This is a genomic window from Vallitalea guaymasensis (assembly GCF_018141425.1).
Classification (GTDB): Bacteria; Bacillota; Clostridia; order Lachnospirales; family Vallitaleaceae; genus Vallitalea; species Vallitalea guaymasensis.
This window is the reverse complement of sequence record NZ_CP058561.1, coordinates 3,011,388-3,033,230: the sequence shown is the minus strand read 5'-3', so window position 1 is coordinate 3,033,230 and position 21,843 is coordinate 3,011,388. Positions and strand designations below refer to the sequence as shown.

Annotated in this window: 14 protein-coding genes; 3 read left to right on the top strand and 11 right to left on the bottom strand. The window is 30.8% G+C overall.

Going from position 1 to position 21,843, the window contains the following annotated elements; all coding sequences use genetic code 11:
- Positions 1 to 12: 12 nt before the first annotated feature.
- From HYG85_RS13280 to HYG85_RS13245, 8 genes are all read right to left on the bottom strand, one after another.
- The gene (locus tag HYG85_RS13280; RefSeq protein WP_212690066.1) at positions 13 to 1,650 is read right to left on the bottom strand and encodes an ABC transporter substrate-binding protein; all 1,638 of its coding nucleotides are present in this window, start codon (positions 1,648 to 1,650) and stop codon (positions 13 to 15) included.
- A 3-nt stretch (positions 1,651 to 1,653) separates the two neighbouring features.
- Complete coding sequence (locus HYG85_RS13275) at positions 1,654 to 2,358, bottom strand: ATP-binding cassette domain-containing protein (RefSeq protein ID WP_212690065.1); 705 nt, start codon at positions 2,356 to 2,358, stop codon at positions 1,654 to 1,656.
- Complete coding sequence (locus HYG85_RS13270) at positions 2,340 to 3,122, bottom strand: ATP-binding cassette domain-containing protein (protein ID WP_212690064.1); 783 nt, start codon at positions 3,120 to 3,122, stop codon at positions 2,340 to 2,342. Before HYG85_RS13270 ends, HYG85_RS13275 begins: the two co-directional genes overlap by 19 nt.
- A 10-nt stretch (positions 3,123 to 3,132) precedes the next feature.
- Entirely contained in the window at positions 3,133 to 3,909 is a 777-nt protein-coding gene (locus tag HYG85_RS13265; protein WP_212690063.1) for an ABC transporter permease, read from the bottom strand.
- Positions 3,902 to 4,825, bottom strand: coding sequence for an ABC transporter permease (locus tag HYG85_RS13260; RefSeq protein ID WP_212690062.1), 924 nt, complete (start codon positions 4,823 to 4,825; stop codon positions 3,902 to 3,904). The genes HYG85_RS13265 and HYG85_RS13260 overlap by 8 nt, the downstream gene beginning before the upstream one ends.
- A complete protein-coding gene (locus HYG85_RS13255) occupies positions 4,825 to 6,564 on the bottom strand; it encodes an ABC transporter ATP-binding protein (RefSeq protein ID WP_212690061.1) in 1,740 nt (579 codons plus the stop codon). The genes HYG85_RS13260 and HYG85_RS13255 overlap by 1 nt, the downstream gene beginning before the upstream one ends.
- Complete coding sequence (locus tag HYG85_RS13250; protein WP_212690060.1) at positions 6,564 to 8,327, bottom strand: ABC transporter ATP-binding protein; 1,764 nt, start codon at positions 8,325 to 8,327, stop codon at positions 6,564 to 6,566. Before HYG85_RS13250 ends, HYG85_RS13255 begins: the two co-directional genes overlap by 1 nt.
- Positions 8,328 to 8,433: 106 nt before the next feature.
- Positions 8,434 to 9,420 (bottom strand): AraC family transcriptional regulator, encoded by a 987-nt coding sequence (locus HYG85_RS13245; RefSeq protein ID WP_212690059.1) that lies wholly within the window; start codon positions 9,418 to 9,420, stop codon positions 8,434 to 8,436.
- Between the two features lie 390 nt (positions 9,421 to 9,810).
- Here HYG85_RS13245 and HYG85_RS13240 point away from each other — a divergent pair, with 390 nt between their 5' ends.
- Both HYG85_RS13240 and HYG85_RS13235 read left to right on the top strand, forming a co-directional pair.
- Positions 9,811 to 12,261 (top strand): efflux RND transporter permease subunit, encoded by a 2,451-nt coding sequence (locus HYG85_RS13240; RefSeq protein ID WP_212690058.1) that lies wholly within the window; start codon positions 9,811 to 9,813, stop codon positions 12,259 to 12,261.
- Positions 12,258 to 15,719, top strand: coding sequence for a coiled-coil domain-containing protein (locus HYG85_RS13235; RefSeq protein ID WP_212690057.1), 3,462 nt, complete (start codon positions 12,258 to 12,260; stop codon positions 15,717 to 15,719). Before HYG85_RS13240 ends, HYG85_RS13235 begins: the two co-directional genes overlap by 4 nt.
- An 81-nt stretch (positions 15,720 to 15,800) precedes the next feature.
- Here the strand turns inward: HYG85_RS13235 and HYG85_RS13230 are convergent, their stop codons facing one another.
- Both HYG85_RS13230 and HYG85_RS13225 read right to left on the bottom strand, forming a co-directional pair.
- Positions 15,801 to 17,582: an S-layer homology domain-containing protein gene (locus HYG85_RS13230; protein WP_212690056.1), complete on the bottom strand. Its 1,782-nt coding sequence runs from the start codon at positions 17,580 to 17,582 to the stop codon at positions 15,801 to 15,803.
- 218 nt (positions 17,583 to 17,800) lie between these two features.
- Positions 17,801 to 18,520, bottom strand: a complete 720-nt coding sequence (locus tag HYG85_RS13225) for a DUF554 domain-containing protein (RefSeq protein WP_212690055.1) — start codon at positions 18,518 to 18,520, stop codon at positions 17,801 to 17,803.
- A gap of 346 nt (positions 18,521 to 18,866) precedes the next feature.
- On the opposite strand from HYG85_RS13225, the gene HYG85_RS13220 reads away from it, so the two are divergent.
- Positions 18,867 to 20,864, top strand: a complete 1,998-nt coding sequence (locus HYG85_RS13220; RefSeq protein WP_212690054.1) for a methyl-accepting chemotaxis protein — start codon at positions 18,867 to 18,869, stop codon at positions 20,862 to 20,864.
- A gap of 70 nt (positions 20,865 to 20,934) precedes the next feature.
- Here HYG85_RS13220 and HYG85_RS13215 read toward each other — a convergent pair whose 3' ends face one another.
- The gene (locus HYG85_RS13215) at positions 20,935 to 21,756 is read right to left on the bottom strand and encodes a MerR family transcriptional regulator (protein ID WP_212690053.1); all 822 of its coding nucleotides are present in this window, start codon (positions 21,754 to 21,756) and stop codon (positions 20,935 to 20,937) included.
- Between the last annotated feature and the right edge of the window lie 87 nt (positions 21,757 to 21,843).

The following is a 21,843-nucleotide window of genomic DNA, read 5'->3' as shown; positions in this document are numbered from 1 at the left end:
ATTATATTATGATTATTGTTTAATCAAAGTTGGGTCTAGATTAATAGGACACCCTCCGAATTTAAAATCCTTAATCTTATCTTTTCTGTATAATACCATTTCCTTTTGATATGATATAGGTAAATATATAGCATTATTATTCAAATAGTTGAGTATATCTACATACAATTTATCAATTTCTTCACCATCTGCTGTTATTAATGATGTTTCAACTAATTTTTTAAATTTATCATAATCCCTCAATGAGCTTATAGATAAACAGTCTCCAGGTGTCTGAGGTGTTATCATTGGACTGATGAAATTCTGTGGATCATTAGGGGTAGCATAAGTACTTACAATTGACATATCAAATTCTCCCATCCCACCTTTTTGGAACCATGTCATTAATTCTAGTCCTTCTGTTTCTACTTCGATACCAATTCTATTTAATTGTGCTTTGATAATTTCAGCTATTTCACTATTAAGACTACGCTCCATTTGGTATATAAATTTGATAGAGAGTCTTTTACCATCTTTTTCTCTAATACCATCATTTGAGATTTTCCATCCTGCTTCTTCTAATAATTTTTTTGCTTTCTCTACATCATACTTTCTATTAACATCATATTTAATATCACAATGAGGTAAGTCATCATCTAGAATACTAGGGGCAATCTCTTCATATCCATACATAAGATTATTGACAATATCTTCTTTATCAACAGCATATACTATTGCTTCTCTAACTTTTAAATCAGATAAAATATCTGAACCTGCATTAAGAAGAATATTTCTAGTTTTAGTTGTCTGCTTGGCAATCTTTCCATCTATATTATCAACCTGTACCTCTTGTGTATAATCGTCATAACTAATCCAATCAGCCCCAAATATCATGTCAATCTCTCCAGATTCTAATGCCATTATTCTAGAATTAGAGTCCGGTATATATTTAATGACTACTTTATCATATTTAGGAGATCCCCCCCAATAATCATCATTTACCATTAATGTGGTACCAATATTATTATCGTAAACACTATATTTATAAGGTCCAGTTCCAACTGATCCATTAATGACTTCAAAATTATTCATGTCAAGAGTTTTCGGAGATACTATTCCCACTGGATTAGCTGATGACAAATCTTGCAAAACTGCATAATAAGGGGCATCATATTTTAACTTTACTTCATAGTCGTCAACAACTTCTATTTCTTTTATTAGATGTAATCCTTTTAGATATGTAAACAACATATTTTGTTTCTGCCATTCAAAGTTTAATTTAACAGCCTCAGCATTAAACTTCTCTCCATCATGGAATACTACATCATCTCTTAGATAAAAAATTATTTCATTATTTTCTTCATTCCATTTCCATGATTTTGCAAGATAAGGAATAATTTTTCCATTATCATATTTTACCAAAGTTTCGAAAACTAGATTAACAGGAGTAAAGTTCAATCCATATGCTGTAACTGGAGTATAATTTTCTAGATTACCACCAAAACCCATATTCAATACTTTCTCCTTGTCATCTTCTGCTTTACTGACTTCTGCATTTTTATCTTGACCTAATTCACTAATAACTTTTTCCTTCTTATCATCTTTCCCACATCCTGTTAACATGCTCCCCATAATCAGCATTACCACTAGCATTATTATATTTTTTCTCATTCTTCATCTTTTCCTTTCACCTTGTTTTGTAATAATTCCTTCTTCTATATATAAAATCCTATCTGATATCTTATAAGCTAAGGATTTATCATGAGTTATCAACAGAAAGGCGCAATTATACTGTTTCTTATATGTACTCAATAATGATATAACCTTTTCCTTGGACTCAACATCCAATCCACTGGTTATCTCATCTAGTATTAAAATATCTGGTCTTACTAATAAAGCTCTTATTAGAGATACTCTTCTCTGCTCACCACCACTTAGCCCTTTAACTGGTGTTTTTAATATATCTAATGGCAGATCTAATTGTTCCATTAACTCTGATATTTGTTTTTTCCTATCATATCTATTTATCTTTCTTATGTTCTTTAATCCCTCTTCCATATTCTTTAATACAGTTAGCTTAGGATTCAGTGAACCAGTAGAATCTTGAAATACACCTTGAATACTATTCCTGATTTTTCTATACCTATTATAGCTAAAGGTTTCTATTGAGGTATCATTAATGACAATACTACCTTTGTCTAATTTTTCAATTCCTAATATAATTCTTGCAAGGGTACTTTTACCACAACCACTTTCTCCTAGAAGACTAACTGTCTCTTGATTTTTTACAGTAAAATCAATTCCTCTTAAGACTTCCTTTTCTTTACCATCTAATTGCAAATATCTCTTTATTACATTTTTCACTTGTAGACAGTCCATTTGAAATCTCCCTCATTACAATAATTATCATCAATTGAATTAATATCACTATATACTGGTTTTAAGTTATTTCTTTTCTCTTCTTTAATTATTTTTCCGTTTTTCATTATCAATGTTTTGTCATTATTACAACTTAGAAATTTAGTATTATGTGTTGTTATCAATAGCCCTGACTGTGTTTTTAAAGATAATAACAATTTGATGATTTCATTTTTATTATCTTCATCTAATGCAGAGACAGGTTCATCTGCTAATATATAATCAGGCTTTATTCCAATTAAAATGGCAATTATTACTCTTTGTAACATTCCACCTGACAGCTCATGAGGCAATGAATCTAATATTATGTTTACTTCTTTTAAATTAACACTTGATAACATGTCTTTTGCTAAAATTAAAGATTGTTTTTTATTGATATCCAGACTTACCTTATAACTTTCTAATATCTGACTTCTGATACTTTTTCTTGGATCAAAGACATTCATTGGGTTTTGAGGAATTAATCCTATGTTTTTTCCATATAAACGCCTTTTTCTTCTATTGTTCAATTTATTAACATCTATATCATCAACTTGAAATTTGGTTGAATAAACCTTCAAATTATCATCTAAGCTTCCCATTATTGCTTTTAAGATAGTTGATTTTCCACATCCGCTCTTGCCTGTCAGAAATATCAATTCTTTCCTATGCAAATCAAAGCTGACATCCTTGATTAATGCTTCGTCCTTATTGGTAATTACTGATAGCTCTCTAATACTTAACATCCTAATTCCCCTAATCTGTCTCTTTTCCAATATAGTTAAATAAAAATGTTGATAAAAATATTGTTATAGCAGGATATAATATTATGTCTGGTCTGATTCTTACTTTACTGCGTCCCTCAGCAATCATTTGTCCCCAATTTACCGTATCAGACCCTAATCCTATCCCTATAAAAGAAAAACTAGCGATTAAGATAATCATATCTGCACATATTAGGCTCATGAATACTAATATCTCTCTTATACAATTAGGCAGGATATGTACAAATATCAATCTGTTCCTTGAAGCACCACTAGTTATAGCACAAAATACATAAGCTTTATTTTTCTCAATATCAACCTTTGCTTTTACTAATTTAGCTACTCTTGCCCAATTAGATAGAGTTAGCGATAATATCATAGTAAATGCTCCTCCACCCCATATACCAACAAAAACTAAGATGTATATTATAGGTGGCAGTGCTGTAAACATGTTTATTATACTTTCAAAAACTATTTCCAACTTTCCGCTATATAGTCCATTTATAAGTCCAAACACAGTTCCTAAAATAAGAACCATTGTACTAGACAGAATTACAATACCAATCGTTAATTTCCCTCCAGCCAAAACCCTTGATAAAACGCATCTACCTAGTGTATCTGTACCAAAAGGATATTCCTTGGAAGATGGTTGCAAACGTATAGATAAATTTTGTTTTACAGGATTATGAGGAGTAAAATTATTACTCATTGCAAGTAATACAAACACAATAATAACTAATATAATCTTTGTTTTTGCCTTATTATTCATAATGTCTTCCTCTACGTCCAATAATTATTTTACAAATATCTGAAATAAAATTAGCTAACAATATTATAATTGCTAGAAATAGTACACTGGCATGAATCATAGGTATGTCCCTATGGATAACTGCTTCTATTATTAGATTACCAACACCTCTATATGAAAAAACAGCTTCAATGATTCCAGAACAAGCGAAGAGTATTCCAACATTCTGTGCAAAACTTGGTAGTAATTCAATTATGGAATGTCCCATTGCATGGCAAAATAAGATTCTCTTATCTGATATACCTCTACATCTTGCATAAACAGCCCATTCTGATTTCATCTGATTATCCAGATTCGTACTTAACATATTACTATACAGAGCAGTATAGGGTACAGCCAAACATAACGCAGGCCATAGCCTACCTGAATTCAATACATTTATTATATCTAATTTCATAGCAAATATATCAATGGCTATTGTTCCAATTAAAAATAAAGGTATTGATAAACATGCAATATTAATAATCTCTATTAGTCTTTTTATTATTTTATTATTGATTAGCTGCATTAGAGTTCCAATTAAAAATATACTTATAATCTGAATCAATATACTTTCTGACACCATTGTTAGAGTTTTTGGTATAGCATTTGAAAATTCATGAGCAACCAGATTACCTGTTACTAATGAACTACCAAAATTTAATGTTAGTGCATTTTTTATCCATAATAGATACTGTATTATCAATGGTTTATCCAATCCAAGTGATTTACTGATTACCCTGACAGCTTCAGCCGTTGGATTGGAACCATGTAATCTAATATAACTTTCTACAGGGTCTATAGGTGATATCTGAACTAGCAAAAAGGACATGAAAGTAACTAATATCAATGTTAGTATAGAAATAAACAGTTTTTTTAATATTGCTGTCCTACTCATTAATTAATAGCCTTCCATTCTTTTGTAGTCTGCTGTATATCCCACATTTTCTTATATATCCCATTACGTTCTATGAGATAATCGTGTTTGCCATGTTCTTCAATCCTTCCATTCTCCATAACAATAATCTGGTCTGCATATTTTATATATCCCAGTGTATGTGCTATAAGAATTACTGTCTTATCTCTAGTCAATGCATCTATCGCTTTTTTAATCTGCCATGAGTTTTCTGGATCTATACTGGCCATCGCTTCATCCAGTAAAACTATTGGGACATCTTTTAAGATAGCTCTGGCTATAGTTATTCTTTGCTTCTCCCCTCCTGAAAGGGTATTACCCCCTTCTCCTACTACAGTGTCATAACCCTTTTCCAATTCAATTATAAAATCATGACAACATGCAGCTTTAGCAGCTTCTATAACTTCGTCACGGGTGGCATCTTCACTTCCCATTTTTATATTATTGAATATAGTATCTTCCAATAAATATGAATCTTGGAATACAACGCTAATATTCTTAAGAAGATTACCATACTCTATATCTTTCACATTATGCTTATCAATCATTATTTCTCCACTATCAATATCAAAAAATCTGGAAATCAAATATAACATAGTAGTTTTACCACTACCCGAATGTCCTACTATAGCATTCAATGTTTTAGGTTCCATTCTAAAATTGATTCCCTCTATAGCATTTTTTTCACTTTTAGGATAACAGAAATTAATCCTATTTCCTTCTATATTAGATTTTCTAATGTTTTTACTGCCATGATTGTCTAGAGGCTTTTCCTTTTTAAGTTCGTCTAGATGATCAAGAGCGACCCCCATAATATTCAGAGTACCGTAATCATGAAAAATTGATTCAATTGGCTGATAGTATAAGGTACTGATTACAGCAAAGAATATAAAAACTTCTAAACTGACAATGTTATTTACATATAATGCCAACCCTCCAATAAAAATCATACCCATTCCTATTCTAATTAATATTTGATACAATGCCATTGGTTTGATAGCTTGAATTTCATAACGGCTTGATGCATCTTTATACTTATTCAATTTATCAAATATATTACTGAATATTCTATCTGTCATATGATATGAACGTATAGTTTCTAAACCATTTAGATATTCAATTAATGCTGATATACATTTTTGTTGTGATTCATGACGTATCTGTCCATTAATCAATAGCTTTTTCTTAGAATTCCTGTATACTAAAAATCCTGGTACAAAACCAGAAACAGCTAATAAAGTTAATCTCCAATCAACTATTAACATAATTATTGTAGTCATAATAATAATGCTCATACCTGCTACATATCTTGATATTGCATACATACAGTGCATTTCAATAAATGTCATATCTGTTGTAAAAGTTGATGTTAACTTCCCTATACCTCTACTTTGAAAAACACCTAGTGGCAGATTATTCAATTTCTTGGTTTCATCAATTCTGATATCCCTCATTATTTCGTATCCTGCTGAAGCTTGCAGTCTATTTACTTGATAAAAAAATATATATCTTAGAGATATAACTATTAACAAACTTAGAAAATACTGTAATAATATTGTTTTATCGAATGTGCCAGAAACCAAATGAGTTATAGCCAAATAAATGATTATATAGACTATTCCTTCACAAGTTGCTTGTATTAATTGAAAGAAATTGGCTATATAGAGCTTTTTCCTTTTTTCACCACTTAGAGCTAATATTCTTTTTATTAACTTAAACATTATTCAGCCTCCTTATTTCTTAGAGTCCACGAACTACCATATTTAAAAGAATCCCACATTTTTTTATATATCTTACCTACTTCTATTAAATCATTATGGTTTCCTTCTTCCTTGATTATTCCTTTGTCTAGAACTAATATTTTATCTGCATCGATGACTGTAGAAAGTCTATGTGCAATCATTATCACCGTTTTATTTTTCATTAATCTAGTCAATACTTTTTGCAATTGTTCTTCATTATCCGGGTCCATATAAGCAGTAGCTTCATCCAATAACAGAATAGGAGCATTCTTTAACAGTGCTCTTGCAATTGCTATTCTTTGTTTTTGTCCTCCTGATAAATTGATTCCATCTTCACCTAAAAGAGTTTCATATCCTTTTGGTAGTTTTATTATAAAATCATGGCACATAGCATTTTTTGCAGCCCATATGATTTCTTCTTCTGTAGCATCAGGTTTTCCCATCTTTATGTTATCTCTAACAGACATATGGAATGTGCTTACATTTTGAGTTACATAAGCTATAGATTTCGCTAGATTCTCTGTAGATATTTCTTTTATATCAACACCATCTATAGAGATTTTCCCTTCATTAACATCCCAGAATCTTGATATTAATTTTGTTATTGTACTCTTTCCTCCACCTGAAGGTCCCACTAAACCTACAACTTGATTTTTCTTTATTGTAAAAGAAAGATTCTCAATAACCTTATTCTCATCATATCCAAAAGAAACATTATCAAAAATAATATCCCCATCATATACACACGTTTTTTGGCAATCATGATTCTTGAGTTCCTGCATGTTTAATAACATCTGTAAACGCTCTGCTATATGAGCATTTATACTTAACACATCAGTAAATTGTGGTATTTTGGCTAGTGGCGAATAAAAACATAGCGAAACAAACAGATATAATAAGAACTTACTAATATCAATACTTCCATTAATATATAGATACCCCGCAACTGGAAATACAAATACTATACCAGAAGATAAAATGATATCGCTAGTAGTCATTAAGTATCTGCTATCTTTAAACCACTTCACCATAAATTCTTTATAACTGTCAACTGATTGTTGAAATCTCCAAAAAACTTTTTCATTGCCTCCAAATATTTTAATCTCTTTCATAGCATTTATATATTCAACCATTGATGCATTGAGATTCTGTTGAGTAATAAACATTTGCTCAAAGTTTTTGGATTGCAACACATTGGTTCTATGTAAACATATCAAAAATATTATTACTGGTATAAGCATGACTAGAGCAATTCTCACGTCCAAGATCAATAAAATGATTTCCATGACTAATGGAATTAAAAAACTGGATAATATCTCTGGAATATGATGTCCATAGAATTGTTCTAATGATTCTATATCATCAAAAATGATATTTTTCAGTTTTCCTGAAGAATTACTATCCATATATCCTTGATTCAATCTAGAAAATTTGTAAATCAGTTCTTTCCTTAAGTTATATAGTGTATCGTAAGCGACTATATGAGATATTCTGATAGCTTTACCATGAAATATTATCTTTAGTATAATAGAAATAAAAATGACACCAGCCCATATGAACATCCCTTTTGTATCACTTTTACGAAGGATGATATTTATGATATTATACAAACCGAACATAGGCATAATACTACATGCAACTGACAATAAATCAGCTAATATAGACTTAATCATATTGTTTTTACTTTTTTTATCTAACAGCTCTAATAATACTTTCGTACCTTTTATTATATATTTTGACATAAAAAACTCCTTTAGCATTTAATTTGTTAGCCACTCCTAACATTATACTAAAGGAAGTTTTTTTTGTATCTCCGAATCCGTTTCAATTTTATCCCAAAAAGATACGTCATAACAAATATTTTTGTTTGGAAAATTCAAGAGGTGTTACTCCATAATATTTTTTAAATGATGCTCCAAACTGGCTTTGACTTGAATATCCTACATCTTGAGCTATATCCAACATACTTTTATCAGTTGTTTGAATTAATATAGCTGCCCTGTGTAATTTTAATTTTTTGAAATAACTATATATTGTGTCACCATATAGATATTTAAATCCTTTTTTTAACCTATTGACATTTATGTTAGTTGTCTTAGCAAGTGAATCAATCATAGGCGGATTGGATGGATTTTTCATCATTATATCAGGTATTCTCTGAATTCGCTCTTTTTCATAAGCATTCAACTTAATTTTATTCTGCTCATCACAACTAGCATATGCTACTTGGGTTATTATCTCTAATATCTTACTTTCTATGTACAGTTTCTTAAGGCTACTATTCTCAATATCTATATTATATATACTTAAAAACAGAATTTTAATATGAGGTAACCTCTCTGCTAAGATAGTATGTTTTTTTTTGACTTCATCAGAAGTCAGTACTTCTCCCCATAATTCCTTACTTATTACCTTATGGTATTCACTATATGTCTCTCTATCAAAAGAAAAAGCCATATTGACAAACTTCTTATTCTTAAACAACTTCATGTTACCACTGATTTCATTGTCATCACTGGAATTCAACAATATGACACTATCTTTCTCAATATTAATTGTCTTATGATTCTTACTTGATATTTGCGCTATACCACCTAGACAGCAAGATATTTCAAAATGTTGATTAGGTAATCTATATATAATATCTACATCTTCTTTCAATTTTATATCTAGTATCATAATGCTAAGATAATTTGATATATTTATAATATTGATTTTTCCTGCTCCGTAATGTGGAAGTATACTTAGAATAAGTTCATCTCCATTTTTTTTAACAGCCGAAATGCTCTTATAAAAATTAATATATTCCTGTCTTGATTCTATATGTACTGTCATAATTACCCCTGCCAATCATCTCAGAATCTTATAATATACTAATTATATCAATATATTAGTATATTATCAACAATAATTATGATTATCATTATCAACTTATTCCAGCATTTATCATTAGCATTTTAACATTCGTATGAACGTATATAATTATAATATTGGCAGGTTCTAGATGTTTGATAGTCTTTCCACATATGAGCATATACATTATTCCTATTTATAAGCTCATCGTGAGTACCCTTTTCTTTGATTCTTATGTCGGTTATACTATGCTATATACATAAAAAACTAAACAATATAATATATATATCTTGTAAAAATGACTATTGTATATTGTTGGTAATTGTTTTATACTTTCTTTTATACATTCAATTACATGAAGGAGGGTAGCTTATGGCGGAAAAAGAAAACAAGGTATCATTTATGGAAAAATTATCAACTCAAATTATTGATAAAAGAAACGCCTTTTTTCTAGTATATACAATACTAGTTATATTTTGCGTCTTTTCTAAGTCATGGGTATCTGTTAATAATGATATCACTACATATTTACCTGAGACAACTCAGACAAGGCAAGGGCTTACCATTATGGAAGAAGAGTTCCTAACATATGGAACAGCAAAAGTTATGGTATCAAATATTACATATGACAGAGCTCTATCAATAAAAGAGGATCTAGAAAAAATAGAAGGCGTTTCTCGTATTGAGTTTGATGAAAGTATAGATCATTACAAATTGGCATCAGCACTTTTTTCAATATCCTTCAAAGGTGAAGATAAAGATGAAATAACACAAAATGCCATGAAAGAAGTTCTTGCTTATTTAGATAACTACGATTACTACGTATCCAGTACCATCACCGAAGATTCAGTTGCTTCACTAGAATCTGAAATAAAATTGGTTTTAGTTGTAGCTATATTCATTATCTTAGGTGTTTTACTGTTTACTTCAAAAACTTATATGGAAATACCCGTTTTAGTACTTACATTTGGTGTTGCTGCCATACTTAATATGGGTACCCATTTCTTGTATGGGGAGATTTCATTTATATCCAACTCCATTGCGGTAGTACTGCAATTAGCATTGGCTATTGATTATGCCATAATATTATGCCATAGGTTCACAGAAGAAAGAGAACATCTACCAGCAAGAGAAGCGGCAATTAAAGCTCTTAGTAAAGCAATCCCTGAAATTTCATCAAGTAGTTTGACAACAATATCTGGTTTGATGGCTTTGATGTTCATGCAGTTCAAACTAGGTTTTGATATGGGTCTTGTTTTAATAAAGGCTTTATTATTCAGCTTATTGATTGTTTTTACATTGATGCCAGGATTATTGATGGTATTTAGTAACTCAATGGATAAAACTGTACATAAGAACTTTGTACCATCAATAACTAATTGGGGAAAATTCGTAGTAAAGTCAAGATATATCATTCCTCCATTATTTGTTGTTGTTGTTGTAGGTGCACTTTATTTATCAAATCAAACTCATTATGTATATGGTTATAGTACTTTAACTACAGTAAAACAAAATGAGACTCAAATTGCTAAGAAAAAGATAGAAGAAACCTTTGGAAGCAATAATCTGTTAGCGATTATGGTACCATCAGGAAATTATGAATTAGAAGGCAAGCTGTTAAAGGATTATGAAAAACTGAAAGTAACAGATTCTGCTATTGGACTTGCAAACACCAAAGTAGATGACAGATATTTTGTCACTGACAAACTGAATCCAAGACAATTTGCCGAATTAATAGACATAGATATAGAAATATCAAAATTACTATATCAAGCTTATGCAATTGAACAAGGTACATACAGTAAATTGGTCAACGGTCTGGATGAATACGGCGTACCATTGATTGATATATTTATATTCCTATACAATCAAAAAGAAGCTGGATATTATAATCTAGATGAAGAACTAGAAAATAAGATGAATGATTTGTATGAGAAATTATGTGAAGGTAAAGCTCAATTGGAAAGTGATAAATATTCAAGGATATTACTGAATTTGAATATGCCTGAAGAAGGTGAAGAAGCTTTTGGCTGGTTAGATAAATTTCATTCTATAGCTAATAAATATTATGATGAAGTACATTTCGCAGGTGCTACTACCAGTGATAATGATCTGGGAGCATTTTTTGCAAAAGATAATTTAATCATCAGTATTCTATCAGGGCTATTTGTAATGATTATCTTACTATTTACCTTTAAATCAGCAGGTGTTCCAGTGTTATTAGTTTTAACAATTCAAGGTAGTATATGGATCAACTTCTCTTTTCCAGTAATCCAAGATACCAATATATTCTTCATGAGTTATCTTGTTGTTACATCAATACAGATGGGGGCTACCATAGATTATGCCATAGTAATAACAAGCCGCTATATGGAATTAAAGAAATTCATGCCAATAAATAAGGCAATGATACAATCGCTGAATCAGGCTTTTCCAACCATCATTACATCAGGTACCATATTAGCATCAGCAGGTATATTGATTGGTAAAATAACATCTGACTATGCAATATCCTCTATCGGAACCTGCTTGGGAAGAGGTACCATAATATCTCTCATCCTAGTTATGGGTGTACTACCTCAAACACTGTTGTTTGGTGATAAAATAATAGAAAAAACTGCTTTTGTATTAAAAAGAAGAGGAATAATAACGTTACATAGAGGAAATCTGAAAATGAATGGTCGATTACAAGGATATATCTCAGGATATGTAGATGCAGAAATAAAAGGTACCATTAAAGGCGAAGTAAAAGGTATCGTTGAAATGGGAAGCGTAACAACTGATAATAAAGAACTGGAAATGAGAGAGGAGGTTGTAGATTGAAAAGATTAAAAATATATCTATCTGTTGTATTATCAATATTTATGTTATTCACACTTACTTATGATTCTACAGCAGAAACAACTTCTAATGTCATATATATCTATACAGCTGAGGATCTGCAAAAACTATCAGAGAACTGTCGTTTGGATACCTTCTCAGAGAACATTATTGTTACATTGACAGGGGATATCAACCTATCCTCTATAACTTTTGAACCAATACCAAGCTTCTCTGGTATCTTTGACGGAAACAACCATACAATAAATGGTTTAAATACTCATGAATCCGGCTCCGACCAAGGATTGTTCAGATATCTACAGGAGAATGGTATAATCAAAAATCTTACTGTAAAAGGCAATGTAAGACCTAGCGGTACCAAGAAAGAAATAGGTGGGATTGTTGGTACAAATAGAGGACAAATCATTAATTGTTCTTTTCATGGAACTGTCAAAGGTTCAACAAGCATTGGAGGCATAGCCGGATACAATGATAAATCAGGTAAAATTGCAAATTGTACATCTAATGGCCTAATAATAGGAGAACATTACATAGGTGGAATCGTAGGTCAAAATGTAGGTTACATATTAGAATGTGTCAATAACAGTAATGTAAATACAACAAATGACGGTATAGTTCAAAACAAAGATATGGCATCTTATAATATAAAAGACATAAATATTGAACAATTGAATTCAACTGAAAATATTGATGCTCTAACTGATACTGGTGGTATTGTAGGATATAATCAAGGTATCGTAGAATCCAGTGAAAATCGCGGTGCTATAGGTTACCATCATGTAGGTTATAATATAGGAGGCATAATTGGAAGGCAAACTGGTTATGTATCTAATTGTAGAAACTATGGAATAGTAAAAGGACGTAAAGATATAGGTGGTGTCATCGGTCAAGCAGAACCCTCTATCCGCTTATTATTCTCAGAAGATACTCTAGAACAGATTGATAATGAGTTAGGTACTCTTAATAAACAGGTCAATCAATTAATTAATGACAGCGATAAATCTTCAAAAACTATTTCCAGCAGACTGGATAACCTTAATAACCTTACTTCCTCTGCTTCTAATAAAATGCATGACCTAGCTAATTATACAACTAATTATATTGATGATTCAACCGCCGTAGCTAATACTGGTATAGATAGAATAAGACATACTATGGATCAATTAGAACCTGTACTTGGTTCATTTGTAAATGCATCTGAGGAATTGACTAAAGGTTTTGATGAGTTCAGAAAAGGCTTTGACCAACTAGCTAAATCATCAAAAGATATCAATAATAGTTTAAAAGATGTATCTGATGCTTTTGATGACCTACATTTGGCACATAACAATGCTACTGCAGCTTTGAATAATATTTCTGCGGCAACTAAAATCATTCAAAAAGCTGCTGAGAATTCAGATGAGATGGAAAAAGCTATCAAAGAACTGAAAAGTGGTTTGGAAGACCTTGATGATGCAGCACAGGCAGGTATTGAAGCCTTAGAAAAAATAGCAGATGCATTAAAAAAAGTGGATAATCCACTAAGTACGGACTGGGATAAAATAAGTGAAGATATACAAGAGAATCTTAAGACCATGAAAGATAGCCTTACCAGTGCTAATACCAAGATAACACATGCTCTTGATGTATTCTATAAAGAATTTACTGATGACCAAGCTCTTATTAGACAAGCATTTGCACATATAGATTTTGCTATTGAAGATATGAAACGTCTATCTACTAACATGAATGATGCATTGATAGACATGGATTATGTCTTAGAAGACTTGGATCTTGCAACAGAAGCTAGCACTGAGGCTATGAAAAACATTTCAAAGGGTATGGAATATTTCACTAATTGCTCTGAAGAATGTACCAATGCTATGACAGACATAAAATCAATAATTGAAGAGATTAATGATTATGAGAAATTACAGATACCTAAGTTAAAAGATTATGTAACTGAAACAAGTGATTCCTTATTTGGTGAAATAGATAGTATATCTGAAGAATTATCTTTACTCAATGAGGAAGTAAAAGGTTCATCTGATTCTTTACATAATAATTTAAGAGCTGTCAACAAACAGTTTGAGATTATTGTTGATATCATAAGGGATGGATTGAGCTCCTTATCTTTTGATAACAAAGATCTGTTTGAAGATATTTCAGACCAGTCACCTGAAGAAGAATCGGCCAAGGAAAAAGGTGTAGTAAGAGATTGTTATAATGAAGGTGATGTCCTTGGTGATGTAAATATAGGCGGTATCGCAGGTTCAATGGCAATTGAATATGACTTTGACCCAGAAGATGATATAATCAATAAAGGTAATACATCTTTCAATTTCAAATACCAGACAAAAGCTTTGCTCATGTCATCTATGAACAAAGGTAATATTGAAGCAAAGAAGAATTACGCTGGCGGTATAATAGGTAGAATGGATTTAGGCTTACTTATTAAAAGTGAAAATTATGGTTTTATAGAAAGTCTAGATGGTAATTACACAGGAGGTATAGTCGGCTCATCTAATAGCGTAATCAGAAAATGTTATTCTCTAAGTGAGCTTAGCGGCAAAGATTATGTGGGTGGAATAGCTGGATATGCCACTGACATTTATAATTGTCTTTCGTTAGTGAAGGTTAATAAGTCTAATGAATTTACTGGTGCTATTGCAGGAGACATAAGTGGTAAAATGTTAAACAATTATTTTGTTGAAGGTAATGTTGAAGGTGTAGACAGTATAAGTTATGGAGGAAAAGCCATTCCTCAATCTTATGATGAATTTGTTCTAAATGAAGAACTGCCAGAATCATTTAAATCATTCAAATTAACCTTTGTAGTTGATGATGAAATAGTCAAAGAAATACCGTTTGAATATGGAGACTCCCTTGATAGTAATAAACTGCCTGTAATCCCTGAAAAAGAAGGATATTATAGCAGCTGGCCGTCATTTGATTATAACAACTTGACCTTTTCAAAAAAGCTGGAAGCAATATATACACCAATGATACAAGTATTATCATCAGATAGTGATAATCCTCATCCAAAGTTGTTGGTAGAAGGATCATTTGACCCTGATGAAACCCTAAAAATAGAACAAGTGAAATCACCTACTAAAATGATTGATAATCATAAAACAATTGAAGAATGGTGTGTACAATTAAGTAAAGCATCTAATGAACCATACACTTATAGAATCAAGAAACCAGAAACCAAGAAGAAAATTATCTTATATAAAAAAGATGGTAACAAATGGAAAAAAACCAAATCAAAAACAGATGGTAGTTATATAACATTTGAATCTAGCTCAAACAGCTTTAATTTAGCATTTGTAGAAAAAAATATTGATAAAAAATTATATATTGGTATAGGTTTAATATTACTTATAATAATATTTATAATTAGAAGAAAAATACGAAAAAAAGCAAAGAAAAAAGGTCCAAAAATAAGACCTGTAAAATAATATATTAAACATCTGTTGTATATTAATATAGGGGGATACATCCCCCTATATTATTGCTAATCTGTATTTCCTAGTTTACTTCTATCTCCTAGTTATTTCAAAGTATGGAAATTCTACATCACTCTTGTATGATCTAATACCAAAAGCCCCTGAAAAGCCTGGTATGTATTTTGCACCATAAGAAGTATGAGAACCAGATGTACTACCTAAATACTTATTATCAATGACAACTGCGTCTTCCATTTCACCTTCTAATGTGACAGTCAAATTATAACTTGAACTTCCAAACATATAACTAGTTTTAAGAGTAACATGTACACGACAATCATAAGGATCTATATAGTCTGGTATATTGGCTGTAAGTAATCTATTCCAATCATAATTGCATCTTCCTATATAAACCTCTTTTCTTTTTGGAGCTATGCCTATATAGTAACCGTGATATTGATCATTACCAGTTCCTGGTTTATATACCCCAAGTACTATCCCTGCATTTGCAGCCTCATCATGTGTATTTGTTGTCTTAACCTGGAATCTACAATCAATACTACGCATAGAAACATCAAGCTTATAATTATCTCCTTTTGAATCACAAGCTAATAACATTGGACCATTACCAGTTTCTATATCTTGCATAGTTGAACAAGGATTTAATCCTAACATCTGTTGTTGAATTGTTTTAGACTCTTTACCTCCATATAGATTGAAATAGCTAGTAGAAGTTGCATCTCCTTTATTGCTACCATAAAGAAGTCTGTTCTCAAATTCCATAAATGCTGTTGGTGGATTCAATTTATTGTCAATCATTGTATTTGCATTTTCAGAAGTAACCATTCCTTCAAGAGTACATACTAATTCTAGTTTATCTGTATATACATTCACAGTATCTTCATATGGATATACTAGAATATTATTTTTATAAGTTCCTCTATCTATAAGTGCAATAGTTGATACTTCATAACCAAAATAATCATCTAAGCAAGTGGATTCATTAGTTGCAACATCATAACTGTATGAATTAGCACCTGTTTCCTCATTTACATCCTTGTCAACTACCTTATAATAAATCTTAGAATTTTCAGCATCATTTCCATAGATACCTAAAACTGAATTATCCCCTGGTTTTATGGTTTCTGTCTTTCCATTAGCATTATATGTAACAGTAAAATTTTCTCCATATGCATCCAATTTATATGTATAGCCCTTAGATAAATCAATATTCCTAGTACCCTCAGCCAAATCTTTTTCCTCTACATAGATTCTTTTGACAACGATGACCGCTTGTTCAATAGGTGCATTATCTGCTGGGTTAAAGTTACCATTACTGCCTTTCATTATATTATTTTCATTAATATAATCCACAGCTTCTACAGCCCAGCCAGCTATTGATTTCTTATCATTGATTGTTAAAACTCCATCTGTGTTTTCCATTTCTTCTCCAAAGAAGTCATATACTTTACTTAGAGTCCTATAATACATAACAGCCATCTGTTGTCTTGTAACTAGATCATCAGGTTTAGCTTGTTTGTTTGAACCTAACATTATCCCTAGTGTATTAGCTTTTAGCACATCTGCATCATCTGTATCTGTAAAAGTGTCTAGTGATGCTGGTTCAACTATTTTACTAGTTATTGTTTCATACATTTTGACAACAAGTGAAGCAAATTCTGCACGTGTAATTTTATTTTTCAAATTACTTGACATGAGTTTATATGGCATAAGATCATAGGCATAAGCCTCTTCAATCTCAGGTTGTGCCCATGAACTTGCTGATGATACATCCCATCCCCCTGCAAAGCTTGTTATACTTAATGCCATTACCACTATCATAAGTAGAATTATCTTGAAACTTTTCTTGAACATTTTATTCCTCCTTGTAGTTTTAATACTATACAACTAACTAAATGTTTTAGAATGCAAGTTTATTTTTATTAAGTACCATTCAACTCATTACATTTGTAGTCATTTTTCATTCTATCATAATTATTATAACTTGTAAATATCAAAACTATTACATTAGAGTATATTTGTTTCATAGATTTTCAATAACACATTGATTCTATCTATTAGGCATAAAATAATTAATGTACAAAAAAGCCCAATACCTCATTAAAAAATTTATTGATGAATGGTATGTTGTAGATTACTGGTATAAAAAGAGCCGGTATGAGATTAATAGTTTTTATCTTCTTTATTTCAAGTATATTGATACCTGTACTGAAAATAAGTATCCCTCCAATAATAGATATTTGATTAAGTATTTCTGGAGTGGCATATGGTCCTATGAACTGAGCCAACAAAAATATAGTTCCCTGCCATGCAAATAATATTACTCCTGATAGCATGATCCCAATTCCAAAGGTTGTTGCCAGTATCATGGATGTGATACCATCCAACATTGCATTTGTGAAAAGCAGAGTATTGTCACCTTTTAATGCACTTTCTATAGGTCCCAATATAGATAATGTACCAACACAAAAAAGGAGTACAGCAGTTGTCAGTCCTTCAATGAGTTTATTATCTTTATTGCTATTAAATCTTTTCCCTAGTCGGTTTACTTTTTCCTCTATATCAATAGTTTCACCTATAAGCCCACCTATGACCATACTGGCAATAAATAATAATGGTTCATTACTTTTACTGAGATTAGTAACTATCCATGTGATTCCCAATGAGATGGCTACTAGTCCTATGGCTTGAAGTAATATTGCTTTCTTTTTTTCTTTGATACCTTTCTTGAAGATAGCACCAACAGAACTTCCTATAATTATTGCACTTGCATTGACTATTGTACCTAACATAATAACCTCCTGATAAGTGAATTAATTTGATACTTATATTAAAAACCATCCAGTAAGGGTAGAGTCAACATAAACTTACTAAGACAAAGAATAATAGGAAGAAAATCATGTGCCATTATAGAGTATTTCAGTTGTATATATTATATTAATTTTCCATACTGGTATCTATTATAATATTTACACAAAATATAGTATGTTTATTTTTATTTATTATATTATTATAAATATAAACTATTTTGAGAATAGATATCATTATTTGATTTTCAGCTAATAAAATTGTAATATATTGACGAATTATGTAAATTTTGTTATACTCAAAATACATAATATAGTTGGAGGTGTAGCAATGAAAAGTATAAAATCAAAGCTTATTCTAGTATTCAGCATCATTTTTATTATTGCAGTAGGATCTCTCGGAATTATTTCCTATATCTTATCATCAAATTCATTGATTAATAGTAAAAAGGAAGATTTAGAAGTAATTGCAGTTCAATCAGCTAAAACTATTGAAAGTAGAATTAATGGACAAATTGTCAATCTCGAAACTGTTGCAAATAATGATATCATCTACAATCCAAATCATTCAATGGAAGATAAATTAAATGTCCTGAAAGGTGAAGTTTCAAGAAGTGGTCATCTTAGGATGTACATTGTAGATAAAACGGGAAACGGGTCTTGTACTAATGGAGATACTGTTGACTTGTCAGATAGAGATTATATCAAAAAATCTTTAAAAGGTGAATCTAACATATCAGATATTTTGGTTAGTAAAGTAGGTTCTAATTCTTTAGTTATAGCTTATGCCACTCCAATAAAATATAACAATCAAATTACAGGTAGTTTGGTAGCTATTCGTGATGGGAGTAGTTTAAGCAAATTGGTAAGTGATATTACATTAGGAGAATCGGGATATACTTTTGTAGTTAATTCTGAAGGTATTATTGTAGGACATAAGAATATTGATTTGGTTACTGATAGAACCGATTTATATCAACAATCCCTTGACAACAAAGACCATCATCAGCTATCTGAAATCACAAAGAAAATGATGGACAAAGAAATTGGCAGTGGTGAATATTACTATTTTGGAGACCAAAAAATAACAGGATATGCTCCTATCAATAACACGGAATGGAGTATTTCAGTAACCGCATTAGAATCTGAAATGTTGTCTGGCTTATCTTCTTTAAAAGTAACCTTAACAATTATTTCCGTAATTATTCTTGTTATAGTATCTTTATTAATATTAAGAATAGGACATATGATAGCTACGCCAATAATAAAAGCCTCTGAACATGCTGAGTTGATAGCCGAAGGGAATTTGACACAAGATATTCCTAAACGCTTTCTAAACAGGAAAGATGAAATAGGACTACTTAGTAAATCTTTTGAGAAGATTAATGAGAACCTTAAGCTTCTTGTATATAATATAATAGACGCTTCTCAACAGGTAACATCATCCTCAGAAGAATTAACTGCTACTTCCCAACAAACCGCTATAGCTTCTCAAGAAATGGCTGTAACCATTGAAGAGATTGCCAATGGTGCCTCTTCTCAGGCACAAGAAACCGAAGATGGCACCACCAAATTATCAGAATTGAATGACCTTATAGAACAGAATATCGAAACAATTGATAAGTCATACAATATATCCAATCAAGTTATTGACTTAACCAAAGAAGGTCTGGAGACTATACATACTTTAACAGAAAAAGCTGATGATAGTGGTAAAGGGGCTAAAGAAGTTTACGATGGAATAATAAAAACTAGTGAAAGTGTAGATAACATCAGTAAAGCAAGTCAAGTTATTTCATTGATAGCTGAACAGACTAATCTGCTTGCTTTAAATGCTGCAATTGAAGCCGCAAGAGCTGGAGAAGCTGGTAAAGGTTTTGCAGTTGTAGCTGATGAGATTAGAACTCTGGCAGAACAATCAGCTAATTCAACTAAAGTTATTGATGATGCCGTAAATGAATTACAAAGGAACTCGGAAGTCTCAGTAAAAGTAATAAATCAAGTGGTTGATATTATAAAAGATCAAGTAGAATACATAAAATTTGCTGAAAACAAGTATAATGAAATTTCTGATTCCGTAAAATTAAACGGAGAAACAACGAATGAACTAAAAGATATGAGTAAGGACATAGATGCAAAAAAAGATGAACTACTTGGTATTGTTCAAAATCTAGCTGCTATAGCTGAGGAAAATGCAGCAGGTACTCAACAAGCATCAGCCTCTACAGAGGAACAAACATCTGCTATTGAAGAAATAGCTAATGCCAGTGAATCATTAGCTAATATGGCAACTGACCTACAGAACGTTATAGGTAAGTTTAAGATATAGATTGTTTCCTATTCACATATAAAGGTGGTTATTTATTTTACTTAACCACCTTTATTTTAATGAATATTATTTATAAATGTACTACAGGAACTTGAATCTCTGTAAGATAATCATCTGCGTTATTTGATTTGTATTCATTGATTATTACTCGTTCGATGCTATCTCCACTTATTTTATAACCATTGTTTTTAAGGTATTCATGTATCATTTTATAGTATTTTGGTGATTCTTTGTGGTCACAACCTCTGTAATATATGCTAGCATATTTACCTGGTTTTAGGGTTGTTATCATGTCGCTGTCCATATCTTCTTCAAGAAGAATGAAAACGGAATTATAGTTTCTATAATTATTATTAATAACATTATTCATACTAAAAGTTACCCCTACTCGTCCAATTACAATAGGTAATTTTTTCTTACTTAGGTTTTCTAATTTTCGTAAGGAAAGTTCTAGTTCATAATTAGAATTGATTTCTTCTTTTAGACTAATTATTTTTCGTTCTGGAATATCTTTTATATGGACAATACCTATATTATCTAACTTTTTTACCTGATTGATTTCCTTTATTTGATTGTCTAATCTTTTAGTAATCTTTTCTAGGATTTTTATTTTTTGGTTAACTATATCTTTTTCTTTGTGTAGCATTTCTAGGTAATAGTTAATATCTCTAATTTCCAAGTAATCCTTGATGTCTTTTAGAGGTACTCCTAAGAATTTCAAGTATTTTATTGTATTTAACTGTTCAAATTGTTCATGGGAATAGTACCTGTATCCACTAGCTTCATTAATCTCAATGGGTCTGAATAGACCTATCTCATCGTAATAGCGTAAGGTTTTTATTGATATATTATGTAATTTTGACATTTCTCCAATTGAAAATTTTGTATCCATAATATCACCGTTTTAATTATATTATTGTATAAGTATGTCAGAAAAAGTATTTTGCTCTGACGTGGCTTTTGCAAGATAGTATATGTA